The 17,892-nt window shown below is 66.3% G+C and carries 2 protein-coding genes; both read right to left on the minus strand.

Annotated features, from left to right (window positions below; translation table 11 throughout):
* Nucleotides 1-85 precede the first annotated feature (85 nt).
* Nucleotides 86-6,667, minus strand: coding sequence for a non-ribosomal peptide synthetase (locus J4E58_RS17760; protein ID WP_087091760.1), 6,582 nt, complete (start codon nucleotides 6,665-6,667; stop codon nucleotides 86-88).
* Nucleotides 6,667-17,841 (minus strand): non-ribosomal peptide synthetase, encoded by an 11,175-nt coding sequence (locus J4E58_RS17765; protein WP_087091761.1) that lies wholly within the window; start codon nucleotides 17,839-17,841, stop codon nucleotides 6,667-6,669. The genes J4E58_RS17760 and J4E58_RS17765 overlap by 1 nt, the downstream gene beginning before the upstream one ends.
* Nucleotides 17,842-17,892 lie beyond the last annotated feature (51 nt).

The raw sequence follows: 17,892 nt of genomic DNA on the forward strand, positions 1-17,892 counted from the left end.
CTTTAAGCAAAATCGCCAGGGCTTTTCTTTCTTTGGCAGAAAGCGTGCCTACCGAGTCGATTAAAGCTTGCATGTACTACCTCTCCTAAGAAATTATTTTTTCAAGATCATCAGGAGATAAACGTTTGAGGGCCTCCAAAGATTTAGCCAATTCATCCTGCAGCGAAGAGGTTGTTTCCCGCAGGGCCTGAACCTTCTCGACAAAGGCCGACAGGCTCTCCGCGCCGAACAGCGACTTGATGGGAATATCCACCCCGAACTGCTGCTTGACCCGGGTCACGACCTGGGCCACCAGCAAGGAATGGCCGCCCAATTCGAAGAAGTTGTCGCTCAGGCCCACCCGGTCCAGTTTCAGCACATCGGCCCAGATCGCCGCGACCTGCTGCTCCAGCTCGCTCTGCGGCGCCACATACACCTGCTGCATCAACTGCGCGTCGACCTTGGGCAAGGCCTTGCGGTCGAGCTTGCCATTCGGCGTCAGCGGCAACGCTTCGAGGAACAGCAGATAGGTCGGCACCATGTAGTCCGGCAGATGTTCTTTCAGGGCAGCCTTGATGTTTTCCCGGAGCGCGGCCTGCGCTTCGATAGCCTCGGTGGTTTCGCTCGGCACGATATAGGCCACCAGTTGCTGGCCGTTTTCACCGTCATGGGCCAGGACGAAGGCCTCGCGCACCGCCGCCTGCTGCACCAGACGCGCTTCGATTTCACCCAGCTCGATACGGAAACCACGGATCTTCACCTGATGGTCGATGCGGCCGATGTACTCGATCACCCCATCGGCGCGGTAACGGGTCAGGTCGCCGGTGCGGTACAGGCGGCCGCCGTCGTTGGAGAATGGATTGGGCACGAACTTCTCGGCGGTCAGCCCGGGGCGCGCCAGGTAGCCGCGGGTCACCCCGGCGCCGGCCAGATAGAGTTCGCCGGCGCTGCCCACCGGTACCGGCTGCAAATCAGGGCTCACGATATAGCTCTGGGTATTGCTGATGGCCCGGCCGATATTGGCCTGGCCGCCGGCCTCGCGCCGGGTGTAGGTCGAGTAGGTGGTGTCTTCCGAAGGGCCGTACAGGTCGTAGACGTGCACCAGACCCGGCTGCTGGTAGAGGCTATCCACCAGCGCCTGTTTCAGCGGCTCGCCCGCCAGGTTGATGATCCGCACACTGGCCGGAATCTGCCCGCTGCGCTGCAACGCGGCAATCGCCGACGGCACGGTGTTGATCAGCCGCACCCGGTCGCGGTCCGCCAGTTCCGGCAGTTCCAGGGCGTTACGCGCCAGGACGATGGAGCCACCGCTGGACAGGGTCACGAACAGCTCCCACACCGACAGGTCGAAGCAGATCGAGGTCGAGGCCAGCACCCCTTGCAAGTCGTCGGCCGAATACACCCGGCTGGACCAGTCGATCAGCGCCAGCACGTTGCGATGGGCAATTGCCACGCCCTTGGGTAAGCCCGTGGAGCCCGAGGTGTAGATCACATAGGACAGGTTGTCCGCGGTCGCTCGCGGCGCCGGGTTTTCTAGTGAATAAGCGTCCAGCCAGCCCGGCTGGGCATCCAGTTGCAGGGTCTGCAAAGACTCCACCGCAGGCAGCAGCGACAGCAACGCGCTCTCGGTCAGGAGGATCTGCGCCTGGCTGTCGCGCAGCATATGAGCCAGGCGGTCCTGCGGATAATCCGGGTCCAGCGGCACATAGGCGCCACCGGCCTTGAGCACCGCCAATAGGGCCACGACCATTTCCGGGGTGCGCTGCATGGCCACGCCGACCCGCACTTCCGGCCCGACACCCAACTCGATCAGCTTGTGCGCCAGGCGGTTGGCCCGGGCATTGAGTTCCCGGTAGCTCAGACTTTGCCCGGCAAACAGCAGGGCTTCGGCCTCGGGGGTTTTCCGCGCCTGGGCCTCGACCCACTGATGCACACAGTGATCGCCCGGGAACTCGACAGACGCCGGGGTCCACTCGTGCAGCAGCTGGTTCTGCTCGGAGGCCGCTAGCAGCGGCAGGTCCCCCAGGCGCTGGCGCGGCTGCTCGACAATGCCCTGCAGCAACTGCACCCAGGATTGGGCCAGGCGCTCGATGGTCGAAGGTTCGAACAGGTCGGTGGCGTAGGTCATGGACGCCCAGAGGCCGTCCTCGGACTCGAAGGTATCCAGGCTCAGGTCGAACTGGGTACTGCTCTCCTCGCCACTGAGCATCTCCACCTGCAAGCCGGGCACCACCAGGCCCCGGGCGCCCTGACGGGCAGCGGCCTGGTGGTTGAACAGCACCTGGAACAGCGGGCTGTAGCTCAGGCTGCGTTCCGGGTTCAGGGCCTCCACCAATTGCTCGAAAGGCAGGTCCTGGTGCTCCTGGGCTTCCAGGGCACGGCCTTTGACCTGGGCGAGGAAATCGCTGAAGTTCGATTGCCCGTCAACCTCGGCCTTGAGCACCTGGGTGTTGACGAAGAAGCCGATCAGGCGCTCGGTCTCGACCCGGTTGCGGTTGGCGGTGGGTACACCAACGCGGATATCCGCTTGGCCGCTGTAGCGGTGCAGCAGCACCTGGAACGAGGCCAGCAACAGCATGAACAGGGTCACCCCTTCGCGCTGCGCCAGTTGTTTCAAGGCGCCCGGCAACGCGCCGTCCAGGCTGATGCCCAGGCGCGCGCCGCGGTGGCTTTGCTGCAACGGACGGGGATGGTCCAGTGGCAGGTCCAGCACCTGGGTGCCGCCTTCCAGTTGCCGCAGCCAGTAGCCCAATTGACGTTCACGCTCGCCGGCGTCCATCCATTGCCGTTGCCAGGCCGCGTAGTCCGCGTACTGCAGCGCCAGCGCCGGCAGCTGTGCCGGCTGCCCCTGGGCATGGGCGCCATACAGCTGGATCAGCTCCTCGACCATCAGTTGCATCGACCAGCCATCGGAGACGATATGGTGCTGCACCAGCACCAGCACATGCTCGTCCGCCGCCAGACGTACCAGGGTGGCCCGCAGCAAAGGCCCCTGGCGCAGGTCGAAGGCCTGGCGTACCTGGGCCTCGATCACCTGCTGGATCAATTGCTCGGCGTTGCCGGCTTGCACCAGCAGCGACAGATCCTGTCGCTCGATCCGCAAGCGGGCCTGGGCCTCGATCACCTGGGTCAGGCCCTGGGAGCCCTCGACAAAGCGTGTGCGCAGGGTTTCATGGCGAGCGATCAGGGCATCGAAGCTGCTCTGCAACGCCGCATCATCCAGGGCACCGCGCAGGCGCAAGGCCATGGGGATGTGGTAGGCGCTGCTGTCGGCATCCAGTTGCCAGAGGAACCACTGGCGTTCCTGGGCATAGGAGACCGCCAGGGGCTGCTGGCGATCCACCAGGGGAATCGGCTGGAGGGGCTGGGCAGTTTCCGGCCCAATCAGGCGGACGAAATCTTCCAGCGACTCGCCTTCGAACAACAGCTTGAGCGGTGCCTCGATGCCCAGCTCCTGACGGATGCGGGACATCACCTGAGTGGCCAGCAGCGAATGGCCACCGAGCTCGAAGAAGTTATCGCTCAAGCCGACCTTTTCCAGTTTCAGCACCTGGGCCCAGATCCCGGCCACTTGCTGTTCGCGCTCGCTGCGCGGGGCCACATGGACCTGCTGTAACAGGCTGCCGTCAATGGCCGGCAAGGCAGCGCGATTGAGCTTGCCGTTGGCGGTCAGGGGCAGCGCCTGGAGGAACAGCACATGGGCCGGAACCATGTAGCCCGGCAGGTGCTCGCGCAGCCCGGCCTTGATGCCGTCGCGCAGTGGCAGTTGCTCGGCAACCGGGTCCTGGCTGTGCCAGTCCAGGCCGGTGGGCACCACATAGGCCACCAGTTGCGGACCGTCCGGCCCTTCCTGGGCCAGGACCACCGCCTCGCGCACCGCCGGCAGTTCCAGCAGGCGTGCTTCGATCTCGCCCAGTTCGATGCGGAAACCGCGGATCTTCACCTGATGGTCGATGCGGCCGATGTAGCCGATCGAACCATCGGCCTGGTAACGCGCCAGGTCGCCGGTACGGTACAGGCGCGCGCCAGGTTCGCCGAAGGGGTCCGGGACAAACCGCGCGGCGCTCAGGTCGCCGCGGTTCAGGTAGCCCCAGGCCAGCCCGGCGCGCCCGACATACAGCTCACCGATGCAGCCCTTGGGCACCGGTTGCAGATTGCCGTCCAGCAGGTACCAGGACATGTCGGGGATCAGCTCGCCGATCGGGCTGGCCCCCGCCAGCGTCACGTCCGCCCGGGACAGCGGGCGGTAGGTCACGTGCACCGTGGTTTCGGTGATGCCGTACATGTTCACCAGCTGCGGCTGGCAGTCGCCGAAACGCTGGAACCAGGGTTGCAGGGTATTGACCTCCAGGGCCTCGCCGCCGAACACGATGTAGCGCAGCGCATGCCCCTGCTCGGCGGCGCAGGCCACGTGCATCAACTGGCGGAAGGCCGACGGCGTCTGGTTGAGCACCGTGACCCCTTCGGCGCAGAGCAGCGGGTAGAAGTCCTGGGCCGAGCGCGCCACCTCCTGGGGCACGATCAACAGGCGCCCGCCATGCATCAGGGCACCAAAGATCTCCCATACGGAGAAGTCGAAGGCATAGGAATGGAACAGGCTCCAGACATCCCGCGGGCCGAAGCGGAACCAGTCGGCGGTCGCCGCGAACAGCCGCAGCACGTTGTGATGGGGCTGCAAGGTGCCCTTGGGCTTGCCGGTGGAGCCGGAGGTATAGATCACATAGGCCAGGTCCTGCGGGGTCACCCCGACCTCGGGGTTGTGCACCCCGTAGTCCTCGAGCGGCTGCTCGAGCAACAGGGTGCTGCCGGCAAATGCCGGCAGCCCCTGCCGCAGAGACGCCTGGGTCAGCAGCAGCCTGATGCCGCTGTCCTGCATCATGTGTTGCAGACGGTCCTGGGGATAGGCCGGGTCCAGCGGCACATAGGCACCGCCGGCCTTGAGGATCGCCAGCAGGCCGATCAGCATCTCCAGGCCACGCTCCGCCGCCAGCCCCACCAACACATTGGGCCCCACGCCCTGCTCGATGAGTTTGTGCGCCAGGCGGTTGGCCCGTTCATTGAGCTGCCGGTAGTCCAGGTGCTGCCCCTGGAACGTCAGGGCGATGGCCTCGGGCGCCTGCGCCGCCTGCGCCTCGATCAGCTGGTGCACGCAGGCCGTCGAGGGGAATGCCTGCGGCTGCGGATTCCACTGGGCCACGATCCGCGCCTGCTCCCCGGCGTCGAGCATCGGCAACAGGCCAATGCGCTGCTCTGGCTGGCGGACCATGCCCTGCAGCAACTGGCGCCAGTGGCCGGCCATCTGCTCGATGGTCGCGGCATCGAATACATCGGTCGCATAGATCAGCGCGGCGGCGATCCGGCCCTGGGTCTCCACGGTGTCCAGGGTCAGGTCGAACTGCGCCGACTGCCCCGCCGAGTCCAGGGCTTCGATGCTCAGGCCCGGCAGGTTGAGGGCGCCGGCTGGAGCCGCGGCCTCGACCTGATGGTTGAACATCACCTGGAACAGCGGGTTGTGGCTCAGGCTGCGCTCCGGTTGCAGCGCCTCCACCAATTGCTCGAAAGGCAGGTCCTGATGCGCCTGGGCCGCCAGGGCGGTTTGCCGCACCTGCTGCAACAGTTGGCTTACGGACATCTGCCCGTCGATCTCGGCCTTGAGCACCTGGGTATTGACGAAGAAGCCGATCAGGCCCTCGGTCTCGACCCGGTTGCGGTTGGCGATGGGCACCCCGACGCGGATATCCGCCTGGCCGCTGTAGCGGTGCAGTAGAACCTGGAACGAGGCCAGCAACAGCATGAACAGGGTCACCCCCTCACGCTGGGCCAGGCTGCCCAGGGCTTCACTCAACGGCTGCTCCAGGATCAGCTCCAGGCGCGCGCCGCGATGGCTCTGGACGGCCGGGCGCGGACGGTCCAGCGGCAGTTCCAGCAGGGGCTGCTCGCCCCCCAGCTGGGCGGTCCAGTAGGCCAGTTGCCGCTCCTTCTCACCGGCTTCCATCCAGTTGCGCTGCCAGATGGCGTAGTCGGCGTAGTGGATCGGCAGCGGCGGCAGCTGGGGCTGTTGCCCCTGGCTGTAGCCGATGTAGAGGCTCATCAGCTCATCCACCATGACCTGCATCGACCAGCCATCGGAAACGATATGGTGCTGGGTCAGGACCAGCACATGGTCATCCTCGGCCACCCGCAACAAGCCGACCCTGAGCAGAGGCCCTTGCAACAGATCGAACAACTGCCGGGTCTGGGCCTGCACGAAGCCCTGCACCGCGGTGTCGATCTCACATTCATCGGCCATGGCCGGCAACGACTGGCGGGCGATTTCCAGGCGCACCTCGGGCAGCACCATTTGCACCGCCGCGTCGGCGTCCTCGACGAAATGCGTGCGCAGGCTTTCATGGCGGGCAATCAGTGTGTCGAAGCTGCGCTGCAAGGCCTCTACGTCCAGCCGGCCACGCAGGCGCAGGGCCTTCGGGATGTGATAGGCGGTGCTGTCTGGCGCCAGTTGCCAGAGAAACCACTGGCGTTGCTGGGCATAGGAAAGCGGCAGGCGCGCCTGGCCCAGGCGCACCTGCGGAATCGGCAGGTTGGCCGGGGAAATGCCCTGCTCCAGCATCTTCTGCAGGTAGACCTTGCGCTTCTCCAGCGGCAGCAGGATGAAGCCTTTGACAATCTTCAGCGCGGTGGCGTTATCCATTACACAGCCTCCATTTCGTCGAGCAACAGCTCGAGCGCACTCAGGTCGGCGCCCTGCGCCTGGCCCGGGGCCTGCTGCAACTGGCTGACGAACAGCCCCAGGGTTGGAAATTCGAACGCCATCTGCACACTGACTTGACGCCCAAGCTTGAGCTGGACTCGAGAGACCATCGCGGTTACCAACAAGGAATGCCCACCTGATTCAAAGAAGTTATCGTTCATGCCCACTCGCTCGACTTCGAGCACCTCGGCCCAGATCGCCGCGACCTGTTGTTCCAGCTCGCTCTGCGGCGCGACATAGGCCTGCTGCAGCAGGCTGGCGTCGGCCTTGGGCAGGGCCTTGCGGTCCAGCTTGCCGTTGGGGCTCAGCGGCAGCGTCTCCAGGAACAGCAGGTGCGCCGGCAGCATGTAGTCCGGCAGCACTGCCTTGAGCGCCGCTTTCAACTCGTCGCGCAACCGGGCCTGGTCGTCCTGGCTGTTTTGTTCCGAGTGCTGCGCCAACACGCCCTCGGCGGCGACCAGATAGGCCACCAACTGCGGACCACCGGCCGCCTCCTGGGCCAGCACCACGGCTTCACGCACCTGGGGCAGTTCCAGCAGGCGGGCTTCGATCTCGCCCATCTCGATCCGGAAACCGCGGATCTTCACCTGATGGTCGATACGCCCGGCGTAATCGATCACGCCCTCGGCGTCGTAGCGCGCCAGGTCACCGGAGCGATACAGGCGCCCGCCGTCCTGGCTGAACGGGTCGGGGATGAAACGCTCCGCCGTGAGACCTGGGCGATCGTGGTAACCCCGGGCCAGCAGCTCGCCGCCGATCATCAGCTCGCCGGTGGCGCCCTTGAGGGTCAGGTTGCCGCTGTTGTCCAGCAGGTAGATGGAACGGCCCGGCAGGCCCTTGCCCAGGGGGATCTGGCTCGGCAGGGTTGCGTCGTCCCGCAGGTAGCGGCTGCAGTCATGGGCGGTGACACTCACCGTGGCCTCGGTGGGCCCGTAGGTATTGAGCAGGCAAACGTCCTTCAACCCGGCCTTTTTCCAGGCGGCCACGCCTTCCGCCGCCATGGCTTCGCCGCCCAGGTTGAGCTGGCGCAGGCGCCCGAAGTCCCGGGGTTCGCGGCTGGCGTAATCCTTGCCGAGCATGAACCAGTAGGCGGTGCTCAAGTCGACGATGCTGATGCCCTGCCCGATCAGCTCACGGTAGAAGGTCTCGCTGTCCCACAGGTCCTTGCCACGGATCACCACCGAGGCGCCGCAGATCAGCGCCGGGTACAACTGCTCGACGAAGGCGTCGAAGTTGAAGGTGGAGAACTGCAGCCCGCGGTCCTCGGCGGTCATCTTGAAATAATCCCGGGAAACCTGGGCGTGCCGGCTCAAGGCAGCGTGGCTGATATCCACGCCCTTGGGCCGCCCGGTGGAACCGGAGGTGTACATCACGTACGCCAGGTTGCCGGCCTCGGCCCGCGAGCGCGGATTGTCCAGGGGGTAGCCGCGCAGGCTGTGCTCATGCGAGTCCAGGCACAGGTGCGGCACCGCTACGCCGTCCCTCAAGCGTTCAAGCAGTGGCGCCTGGGTCAGCAAGAGCTGGATGCCGCTGTCCTGCATCATGTAGTGCAGGCGGTCCTGGGGGTATTCAGGGTCCAGCGGCACGTAGGCGCCACCGGCCTTGAGCACCGCCAGCAGGCCGACAATCATGTCCAGCCCGCGCTCCACGGCGATACCGACCCGGACATCCGGACCGATGCCCTGCTCGATCAGCTTGTGCGCCAGCTGGTTGGCCCGCTGGTTGAACTGGCCGTAGCTCAGTTGCTGGCCATCACACAGCAGTGCCACGGCATCCGGGGTGCGCTGGGCCTGGGCCTCGATCAACTGATGGACAGACTGCGACGCCAGATCCCGCGCCGGGGTCCGGCCGCGCTGCTCGTCGATCAGCCGACGCTCGGTGGCGCCAAGCAACGACAGCTCGCCGAGGCTGCCCTGCGGGCTCGCCAGCATGCCCATGAGCAGTTGCTCCAGGTAGCCGGCCAGTTGCTGGATGTCCGCCTGGGCAAAATGCTCGCGGGCATAGCTGTAGTCGAAGGCCAGGGTCTGCCCCAGGTAGACCGACAGGGTCAACGGGTAGTTGGTCTGCTCGTGGTTGGCCGCCACGCCGAAGCTCAACTGCGCCGGAGCGCCTTGGGCCAGGGCTTCGGACACCGGGTAGTTCTCGAACACCAGGATGTTGTCGAACAGGGCTTCGCCCCCCAGGCCGGCCCAGCGCTGCACGTCATACAACGGCGTGTGCTCGAAATCGCGCAGGGCCAGGTTGCGTTCCTGCACCAGCTGCAGCCAGGCGCTGGCGGCCATGTCCGGACGCGGCGAGGCCAGCACCGGCAGGGTGTTGATAAACAGGCCGATCTGCTGCTCCACGCCTTTGAGTTCCGCGGGACGCCCGGACACCGTGGCGCCGAACACCACCGTGTCCTGCCCGGTGTAGCGTTGCAGCAACAACAGCCAGGCGGCTTGCACCAGGGTGTTGACCGTGACCTTCTGCTGGCGGGCGAACTCGCTCAAGCGCTGGGTCTGCTGCTCGTCCAACTGCTGCTGGTAAGCCCCATGGCCTTTGTCCAGGGTGCTCGACCCGTTGCGGTGGATGGCCTGGGCCAAGCGGGTCGGCTCGTCCAGGGCCGCCAGCTGCTCTTTCCAGAAGGCCTCGCCGACCTGGGCGTCCTGGCGCTGCAACCAGGCGATGTAGTCGCGATAGCGGCCAGGCGCCGCCCCCGCCGATTGCCCCGAGTAACGTTGCAGCACTTCGCCCAACAGCCGCGAGTTGCTCCAGCCGTCCATGAGGATGTGATGGTTGGTGTAGATCAGGTGATAACGCTGGTCGTCGATCCGTACCAGGGTCAGGCGCAGCAACGGCGCCGCCGCCAGGTCGAAACCGCGCTGGCGCTCCTGCTCGGCCAGGGCGTCCAGGTCCTCGGCCGCCGATGCCACGGCACGCCAGTCATGCTCGACAAAATCCAGGGCGATGCGCTTGTGCACCACCTGGATCGGCGCCGGCAACTCGCCCTGCCAGAGGAAACCGCTGCGCAGGATATCGTGACGGTCGATGGCCTCTTGCCAAGCCTGCTGGAAGCGCTCGGGATCGAGCCCGCCCACATCCACCCGCAACTGGTTGATGTAGTCGCCGCCCTGCTGCTCGTACAGGGTATGGAACAGCATGCCCTGCTGCATCGGCGACAGCGGGTAGAGGTCCTCGACCTGGGCCAGGGACAGCGGCAGGCGATCCAGTTGCTGCTGGCTCAGGCCCGCCAGCGGGAAGTCCGACGGCGTCACGCCACGATGCTGCGGCTGGCTGCAATGCTCGATCAGCGCCTTGAGTTCCTCGGCATAGTCATCCGCCAGGCGCTGGATGGTCGAGCGCTCGAACATTGTCTGGCTGAAGCTCCAGCCCAGCTTCAACTGACCACCATAGACCTGGCCATTGATGCTTAGCCAGTTGCCCAGCGGCGCCTCGGCACTCTGGTCTGCGCCCTTGGCTTCGGCGCTTGGGGCAAACCAGGCATCCGGCTCGTCGAAGCTGGCGTCGAACTGGCCCAGGTAGTTGAAGGTGATGCGCGGTACCGCCAGGGCCGCGAGGGTTGCCTGGGCATTGGCATCCCCCAGGTAACGCAGGGCGCCGAAGCCGATGCCTTTGTTCGGCACCGCGCGCAGTTGTTCCTTGATCTGCTTGATCGAGTCGGCCAGGGCCGCCTGCGGTGTCAGCTTGACCGGGAACACGCTGGTGAACCAACCCACAGTGCGGCTCAGGTCGATGCTGTCGAACAGCTCCTCGCGGCCATGGCCTTCCAGTTGCACCAGGGCGTTGGCCTCGCCGGTCCAGCGGGTGATGACCCGCGCCAATGCCGTCAGCAACAGGTCGTTGATCTGGGTGCGGTAGGCCGCCGGGGCATCCTGCAGCAAGCGCTGGGTATAGGCCTGATCCAGCTCGGTGCTGACGTCCAGGGCATCCTTGATCGCCACCCGGTCCGTTACCCGGTCACAGGGCATGCCCGACTCGACGCCCTGCAACTGCGCCTGCCAGTAACCCAGCTCCTGCTGCAGCGCCGTGCTGCTGGCATAGGCTTGCAACTGCCCGGCCCAGGCCTGGGTCGAGCTGGTCTTGGCCGGCAGCCGGATGGCTTGCCCGGCCGCTTGCTGCACCAGGGCCCGATGCAGGTCTTCCAGCAGCACCCGCCAGGACACGCCGTCCACCACCAGGTGATGGATCGCCAGCAGCAGACGCTGGCTGCCGTCCTGCAAAGTGAAGAGCACGGCGCGCAGCAAAGGCCCCTGCTGCAGATTGAGGCTGCGTTGTGCTGTATCGCACAGGGCTTGCAGCGAATCTTCAGTGGCGTCGTCCACCAGCCACAGCAGCGCATCGGCTTGCATCGCGGCCAACGGTGCCGAAGTCACCGGCGCCGACGGCATATAAGTCGCGCTCCAGGCTGCGCCCGCTTCGACAAAATTCAGGCGCAGGCCGTCATGGTGTTCGAGCAAGGCGTGCAAGGCGGGCTCCAGCGCCTTGGCACTCAGGGCTTTCAGCGGCTTGAGCAGCACCGACTGGTTCCAGTGCTGACGCTCCGGCACCGGGGTGTCGAAGAACCATTGCTGGATCGGCAGCAGCGCCATCTGGCCACGCACCGGGCCCTGGTCGATCTGCAACCCGCCCTCGCCCTGCTCCGCCACCGTGGCCAGCCCCTGCACCGTCTGGTGCTGGAACAGGTCTTTCGGGGTGAAACGGATACCGGCCTGACGCGCGCGGCTGACCACCTGGATCGAGATGATCGAGTCGCCGCCCAGCTCGAAGAAGTTGTCGGTGACGCCCACCTGCTCCAGCTTCAGCACATCGGCCCAGATCGCCGCGATCTGCTGCTCCAGCGCGTTTTGCGGCGCCACGTAGGTCTGCTGCATCAACTGTGCATCGACCTTGGGCAATGACTTGCGGTCCAGCTTGCCGTTCGGTGTCAGCGGCAGTGCTTCGAGGAACAGCAGGTAGGTCGGCACCATATAGTCCGGCAGGTTTTCCCGCAGGCGCGCCTTGATGCTCTCGCGCAGTTGCGCCTGACGTTCGGCGCTGTGCGCCACGTCGGCGTCCACCGGCACGATGTAGCCCACCAGCTGCTGGCCGCTCGGCCCGGGCTGGGCAATCACCGCCACTTCCAGTACCGGCTCCTGTTCCAACAGTCGGGCTTCGATTTCACCCAGCTCGATACGGAAGCCACGCACCTTGACCTGATGGTCGACACGGCCGACATATTCCACCAGACCGTCGGTGCGATAGCGGGTCAGGTCGCCGCTGCGATACAGCCGCGCCCCGCTGGTGCTGTAGGGATCGGGAATAAAGCGTTCCGCTGTCAGCCCTGGCCGATCCAGGTAACCCCGGGCCACGCCCAGGCCGCCCAGGTACAGTTCGCCCGCCACCCCAACCGGCAACAGGTTGAGGTTGGCATCGGCCACGTAGGCGCTGCGATTGCCGACGATATTGCCGATAGGCGCATAGGCCGCATCGCACGGATCGCCGGCACGGGCCTTCCAGATCAACGGCGTGACCACCGTCTCGGTTGGGCCATAACCATTGAAAATGTACTTCGGCCGCAGCACGCGCCAGGCCAGGTCGTAGCTGGCCTGCGGCACCGCATCGCCGCCGAAGCAATAGACCCGCACCGCCGGCGGGTTGCCGTCGCGTTCGGCGTGCACCGCCAGTTGTTGCAGGTACACCGGCGGGAATACGCCCACGGTGACGCCATAACGGTGCATCTGTTCGTAGGTGAATTCCGGCGACCATAGGCTGTCGTCGCGGATCAATACGCTGGCACCGTAGATCAGCGGGTGCATCCAGCCTTCATGGGAACCGTCGAAGGCGAAGGACATAAAGTGCAGCTCGCAATCCGCCGGGCTCATTTCATAGCGTTCGCCGGTAGCCAGGCTGTGCATGGCCAACGGACCATGGGACACCGCCACACCCTTGGGCAAGCCGGTGGAGCCGGAGGTGTAGATCACGTAGGCCAGGTTTTCCTCGGCCAGGGTCACCTCCGGGCTGGTCACCGGGTAAGCCGCGAAGTCAGCCGCGCCTTCGACGCTGAGGGTCGGCAAACCGTCGGGGATCGGCAAGCGGTCCAGCAGATGGCTCTGGGTCAACAGCAGCCACGCACCACTGTCCTGCATCATGTAGCGCAGGCGATCCTGGGGGTATTCGATATCCAGTGGCACATAAACCCCACCGGCCTTGAGCACCGCCAGGAAGGCCACCATGATTTCCGCGCAACGCGGCATGGCGATGGCCACCCGCACTTCCGGGCCGACGCCCAGCTCGATCAGCTTGTGCGCCAGCTGGTTGGCCTGAATGTCCAGCTCGCGATAGCTCAGGCGCTGCTCGGCGAACAACACCGCCGGCGCCTCCGGGGCCCTGGCCGCCTGGTCGGCGAACAGCTGGTGGACAAAACGCTGGGTCGGATAGACCGCATCAGTGTGATCCCAGTCCTGGCGAATCCGCCCCTGCTCCTCCCGGCCCAGCATCGGCAATTCGCCAATCGCCTGTTGCGGTTCGAGCATGCCTTGCAGCAGGTTGCGCCAGTGATCGGCAAAACCCTCGATGGTCGACACCTCGAACAACTCAGCGGCATAGATGAACGACGCGTTGATCCCGGCGTCGGTTTCCAGGGTTTCCAGGGTCAGGTCGAATTGCGCGGTACCGCCCTGCAGGACCATTTCCTCGGCGTGCAGGCCCGGCAGGCTGGCGCCGTCGGCGCTTTCCCCGGCAATGCTCAGGTGGTTGTACATCACCTGGAACAGCGGGTTCTGGTCCAGCGCGCGCTGGGGCTTGAGCGCATCCACCAGGCGATCGAACGGCAGGTCCTGATGGGCCTGGGCAGCCAGGGCCGTGGCCTTGACCTGACGCAGCAACTGCCCCACCGCCAGGTTCGGCGCCAGGTCGACGCGCATCACCAGGGTGTTGACGAAGAAGCCCATCACGCCTTCCATTTCCTGGTGCCGACGGTTGCTGACCGGCACGCCGATACGGATATCGGGCTGATCGCAATAGCGGTGCAGCAACAGGGCGAACGAGCCGAGGAACAGCTGGAACAGGGTCATGTCATGCTCGCGCGCCAGGCGCCGCAGGCCCTGCTCCAGGTCCAGCGGCAGGCGCAAACCCAGGCGCTCCTGGCGATGGCTCACCAGGGCCTGGCGCGGATGGTCCACCGGCAGTTCCAGCACCGGGTGCTCCAGCCCCAGCTGCTCGCGCCAGTAATCCAGTTGCCGCTGCTGCTCGCCCTGCTCGAGCCAGGCCCGGTGCCAGCTGGCGTAGTCGGCGTACTGCACGCTCAGTTCATCGAACCGCGGCGCCTGCCCCTGGATGAACCCCCGGTAGAGGGCGACGAATTCCCGGGCCAGCACACTCATGGAGGCGCCATCGGAAATGATGTGGTGCAGGGTCACCACCAGCAGGCAGTCCTGCTCGGCGATCTGCAGCACCCGGGCCCGGCACAGGGGGCCGTGCTCCAGGTCGAACAGCACCTGGGTTTCTTCCAGGGCCCTGGCCTCGACCGCCTCGCGGGACAGTCCCGGGGCCAGGCGTTCCCAGGCCAGGGTAATTTCACCCTGGGGGTGCACTACCTGGCACAGGCTGTCCCGGTGCTGGGTAAAGGTGGTGCGGAAGGCTTCATGGCGTCGGGCCAGGGCGTCGAAGCTGTGCTGCAGCGCCTGCCGGTCCAGCGCCCCCTGGAGCCGGACCACGATCGGCGTGTGGTAGGCGGTGCTCTGGGGATGCATCTGCCAGAACAGCCACTGCCGCTGCTGGGCATGGGACGCCGGCAATGGCTCGTCGCGCCCTAGCGCCTCGATCAACGACAACGAACCCGTGCCGGCGCAAGCCTGCACCTGCTCGACGAACTCATCCAGGCGCGCGGTCTCGAACAGCACCCGCAGCGGCACCTCCGCCGCCAGCAGCCGGCGGACCCGGGAAATGATCTGGGTGGCCAGCAACGAATGCCCGCCCAGGGCGAAGAAGTTGTCGCTCAGGCCCACCCGCTCGACCTTGAGCACGTCCTGCCAGATCGCCGCGATACCCCGCTGCAGCTCGCTGACCGGCGCGACATGCGCCGCCACCGGCGCCTGCTGCTGCAACGGTGGCAAGGCCCGCAGGTCGAGCTTGCCGTTGGCGGTCAACGGCATGCCTTCCAGAGCCATGAAATGCATCGGCAGCATGTAGTCGGGCAACGCCACCGCCAGCTGCCGGCGAATCTCCTGCCAGGCCGCTTCCGGCTCCTGGACACTGGCTTTGGCCAGCACCACATAAGCCGCCACTTGCGGCTCATCCGCCACGCTGACCACCTGGGCCACGGCATCCTCGACCTGCGGCAACTGCTTGAGCGCCGCGGTGATTTCCCCCAGCTCGATGCGGTAGCCGCGAATCTTCACCTGGTGATCGATGCGCCCCAGGTAATCGATGACCCCGCCATCGAGGTAGCGCGCCAGGTCACCGGTGCGGTACAGCCGCTGCCCGTCGGCGCTGAAAGGGTCGGGAACGAAACGCTCGGCGGTCAAGGCCGGCCGGCGGTGGTAGCCCCGCGCCAGGCCGGCGCCCCCCAGGTACAACTCGGCCGGGGTGCCAGGCGCCACGGGCTGCAACGAGGCATCCAGCACTCGGGCGCGAACGTTGGCCAGCGGCTGGCCCAGGGGCACCACCGCCAGGGCCTGATCCACGGCAGCGGCGGCCAGGGTCAGGGCGCCGACCGTGGTTTCCGTCGGGCCGTAGTGGTTGAACACCGCGCACTGCGGCGCCAGGGCCGCGATCTTTCTGACCAGCGCCGCCGGGCAGGCTTCGCCGCCCAGCACCAGGCACTGCCTTGGCAGGGAACGGGCCGGCTCCGCGCCGCTCATCAGCGCCTGCAAATGCGAAGGGACAATCTTCAGCACATCGATTTGCCGGGCGTCCAGGTAGGCCGAAAAGGCCTCGGCGTCCAGGCCGGTATCCAGGTCGATCACATGCAGGCAACTGCCGGAGCACAGGGCGCCAAATAGCGTGGTATGCCCCAGGTCGGCGGCAATGGTGGAGACCACCGCCATGTTGCGCGCGGCCCCCAGCGGCAGGCGCGCCAGGATCGCCTGCACGTAGTTGGCCAGGGCTGCGTGGGTGATGGTGACGCCCTTGGAGGCCCCGGTGGAACCGGAGGTGTAGATCGAATAGGCCAGGTGCCCGGCCTCGACCCGCGGCAGTGGTACCTGCGAGCCGGTGGCCGGCGCCCAGCTGTCCGGCTGGTCCAGCAACAACACGCTGACCCCGGCCGCCAGCGGCAGTCGCGCCTGCACCGCGGTTTCGCTCAGCAGCAGGGTAACGCCGCTGTCTTGCAGCATGTAGCGCAAGCGTTGCTCGGGATACTGGACATCCAGCGGCACATAGGCACCGCCGGCCTTGAGCACCGCCAGCAAGCCCACCACCATCTCCAGGGAGCGCTCCACGGCGATCCCCACCAGCACCTCGGGCCCCACGCCACGCAGTACCAGGGCCGCCGCCAGGCGCGCGGCGCGCTGATCCAGCTGGCGGTAACTCAGGCATTGCTCGCCGAACACCAGGGCCGGGGCCTCGGGCCGTACGCGCACCTGCTCGGCGAACAGCTCGAGCACCGAAACGGCGGCGAACGCCTCATGCGCACCGACGCCCTGGGCCAGGGTGGCCTGGCGTTGCTCGGGGCTGAGCAGCGGCAGTTCGGCGATCGCCGACCGCGGCTCACGCACCATCGCCCACAGCAGGTTCTGCCAGTGGCCGGCCATGCGCTCGACGGTCTGTTCCTCGAACAGCTGGCAGTCGTAGGTGAAGGCGGCCTGCAGCCGGCCACCGCGCTCGAAGGTGTCCAGGGTCAGGTCGAACTGCACCGTGCGCTCGTTGCGCGCCAGGGCCTGCACCTCAAGACCGGAGCGGCTGCGCAGGGTGGTCAGCTCGGTGACCTGCGGCTGGTGGTTGTAGAGCACCTGGAACAGCGGGCTGTGGCTCAGGCTGCGCTCGAGTTGCAGGGCCTCCACCAGCCGCTCGAAAGGCAGCTCCTGGTGGGCCTGCGCGCCCAGGGTGGTCTCGCGGATATCCGCCAGCAGTTGCTCCACCGTCAAGTGCGGGCTCAACTCGCTGCGCAGCACCTGGGTGTTGACGAAGAAGCCGATCAGCCCTTCGGCTTCCTGGCGCGTGCGGTTGGCGATAGGCACGCCCACGCGGATATCCTGCTGGCCGCTGTAGCGCGCCAGCAGCAGCTTGAAACCTGCCAGCAGTACGGCGAACAGAGTCACCCCCTGCTGTCGCGCCAGGGCGCCCAGTTGCTGGGCCAAATCCGGCGCCAGTTCGAAGTCCAGGCGCCGCCCCTGGCGGCTGGAATGGGCCTGGCGCGGATGATCGGTGGGCAGCCTGAGCACCGGATGCTCGTCCCCGAGCTTGGCCCGCCAGTACGCCAGCTGCCGCTCCTGCTCCCCCGCCTCCAGCCAGCTGCGCTGCCACAGGGCGTAGTCGCGGTACTGGATCGGCAGGGCCGGCGCACTCGGCGCCGCGCCCTGGAGCAGCGCGTCGTAGGCTTGCAGGAACTCCTCGATCAGCACGCCCATGGACCAGCCGTCGGCGACGATATGGTGCAAGGTCAGCAGCATGACGTGCTCCTGCTCCCCCAATCCCAGCACACAGCCCCGCAACAGCGGCCCCTGCTGCAGATCGAAGGGCCGGCGCGCCTCGGCGTCGGCCCGCTGCCGTACGCTGGCTTCGCGCAGCGCAGGGTCAAGGTCGCTCAGGTCCTGGTAATCGATGTTCACCTGGGTCGTCAGGATGACCTGCCGCGGCTCGTCCTGCTCCAGGCGGAACACCGTGCGCAGGCTTTCATGGCGCTCCAGCAGCCAGTCGAAGGCCCGGGCCAGCACCGCCCGATCCAGCGGCCCGCTCAGGCGTACCGCGTTGGGCAGGTTGTAGGCCGCGCTCTGCGGGTCCAGCTGCCAGAGAAACCACATGCGCTGCTGCGCGTAGGACAACACCTGGCGGTCAGGCACTGCGACCCCCGCGGGAATAGGCAGCAGAGAGAAGTCGACGCCTTCCTTGTCCAGAGCCTTCAAGAACAGCCGGCGCTTTTCCAGCGGCAGTTCAATGAATCTACGGGCGAGCTTCAAGGAGTCTTCGGCATTCATCGGGGGTCATCCGTACTTGCGTGTGGGGTATCGAGCATTGGCTCGGTCATC

This window comes from Pseudomonas sp. FW305-25, assembly GCF_017351415.1.
Classification (GTDB): Bacteria; Pseudomonadota; Gammaproteobacteria; order Pseudomonadales; family Pseudomonadaceae; genus Aquipseudomonas; species Aquipseudomonas chlororaphis.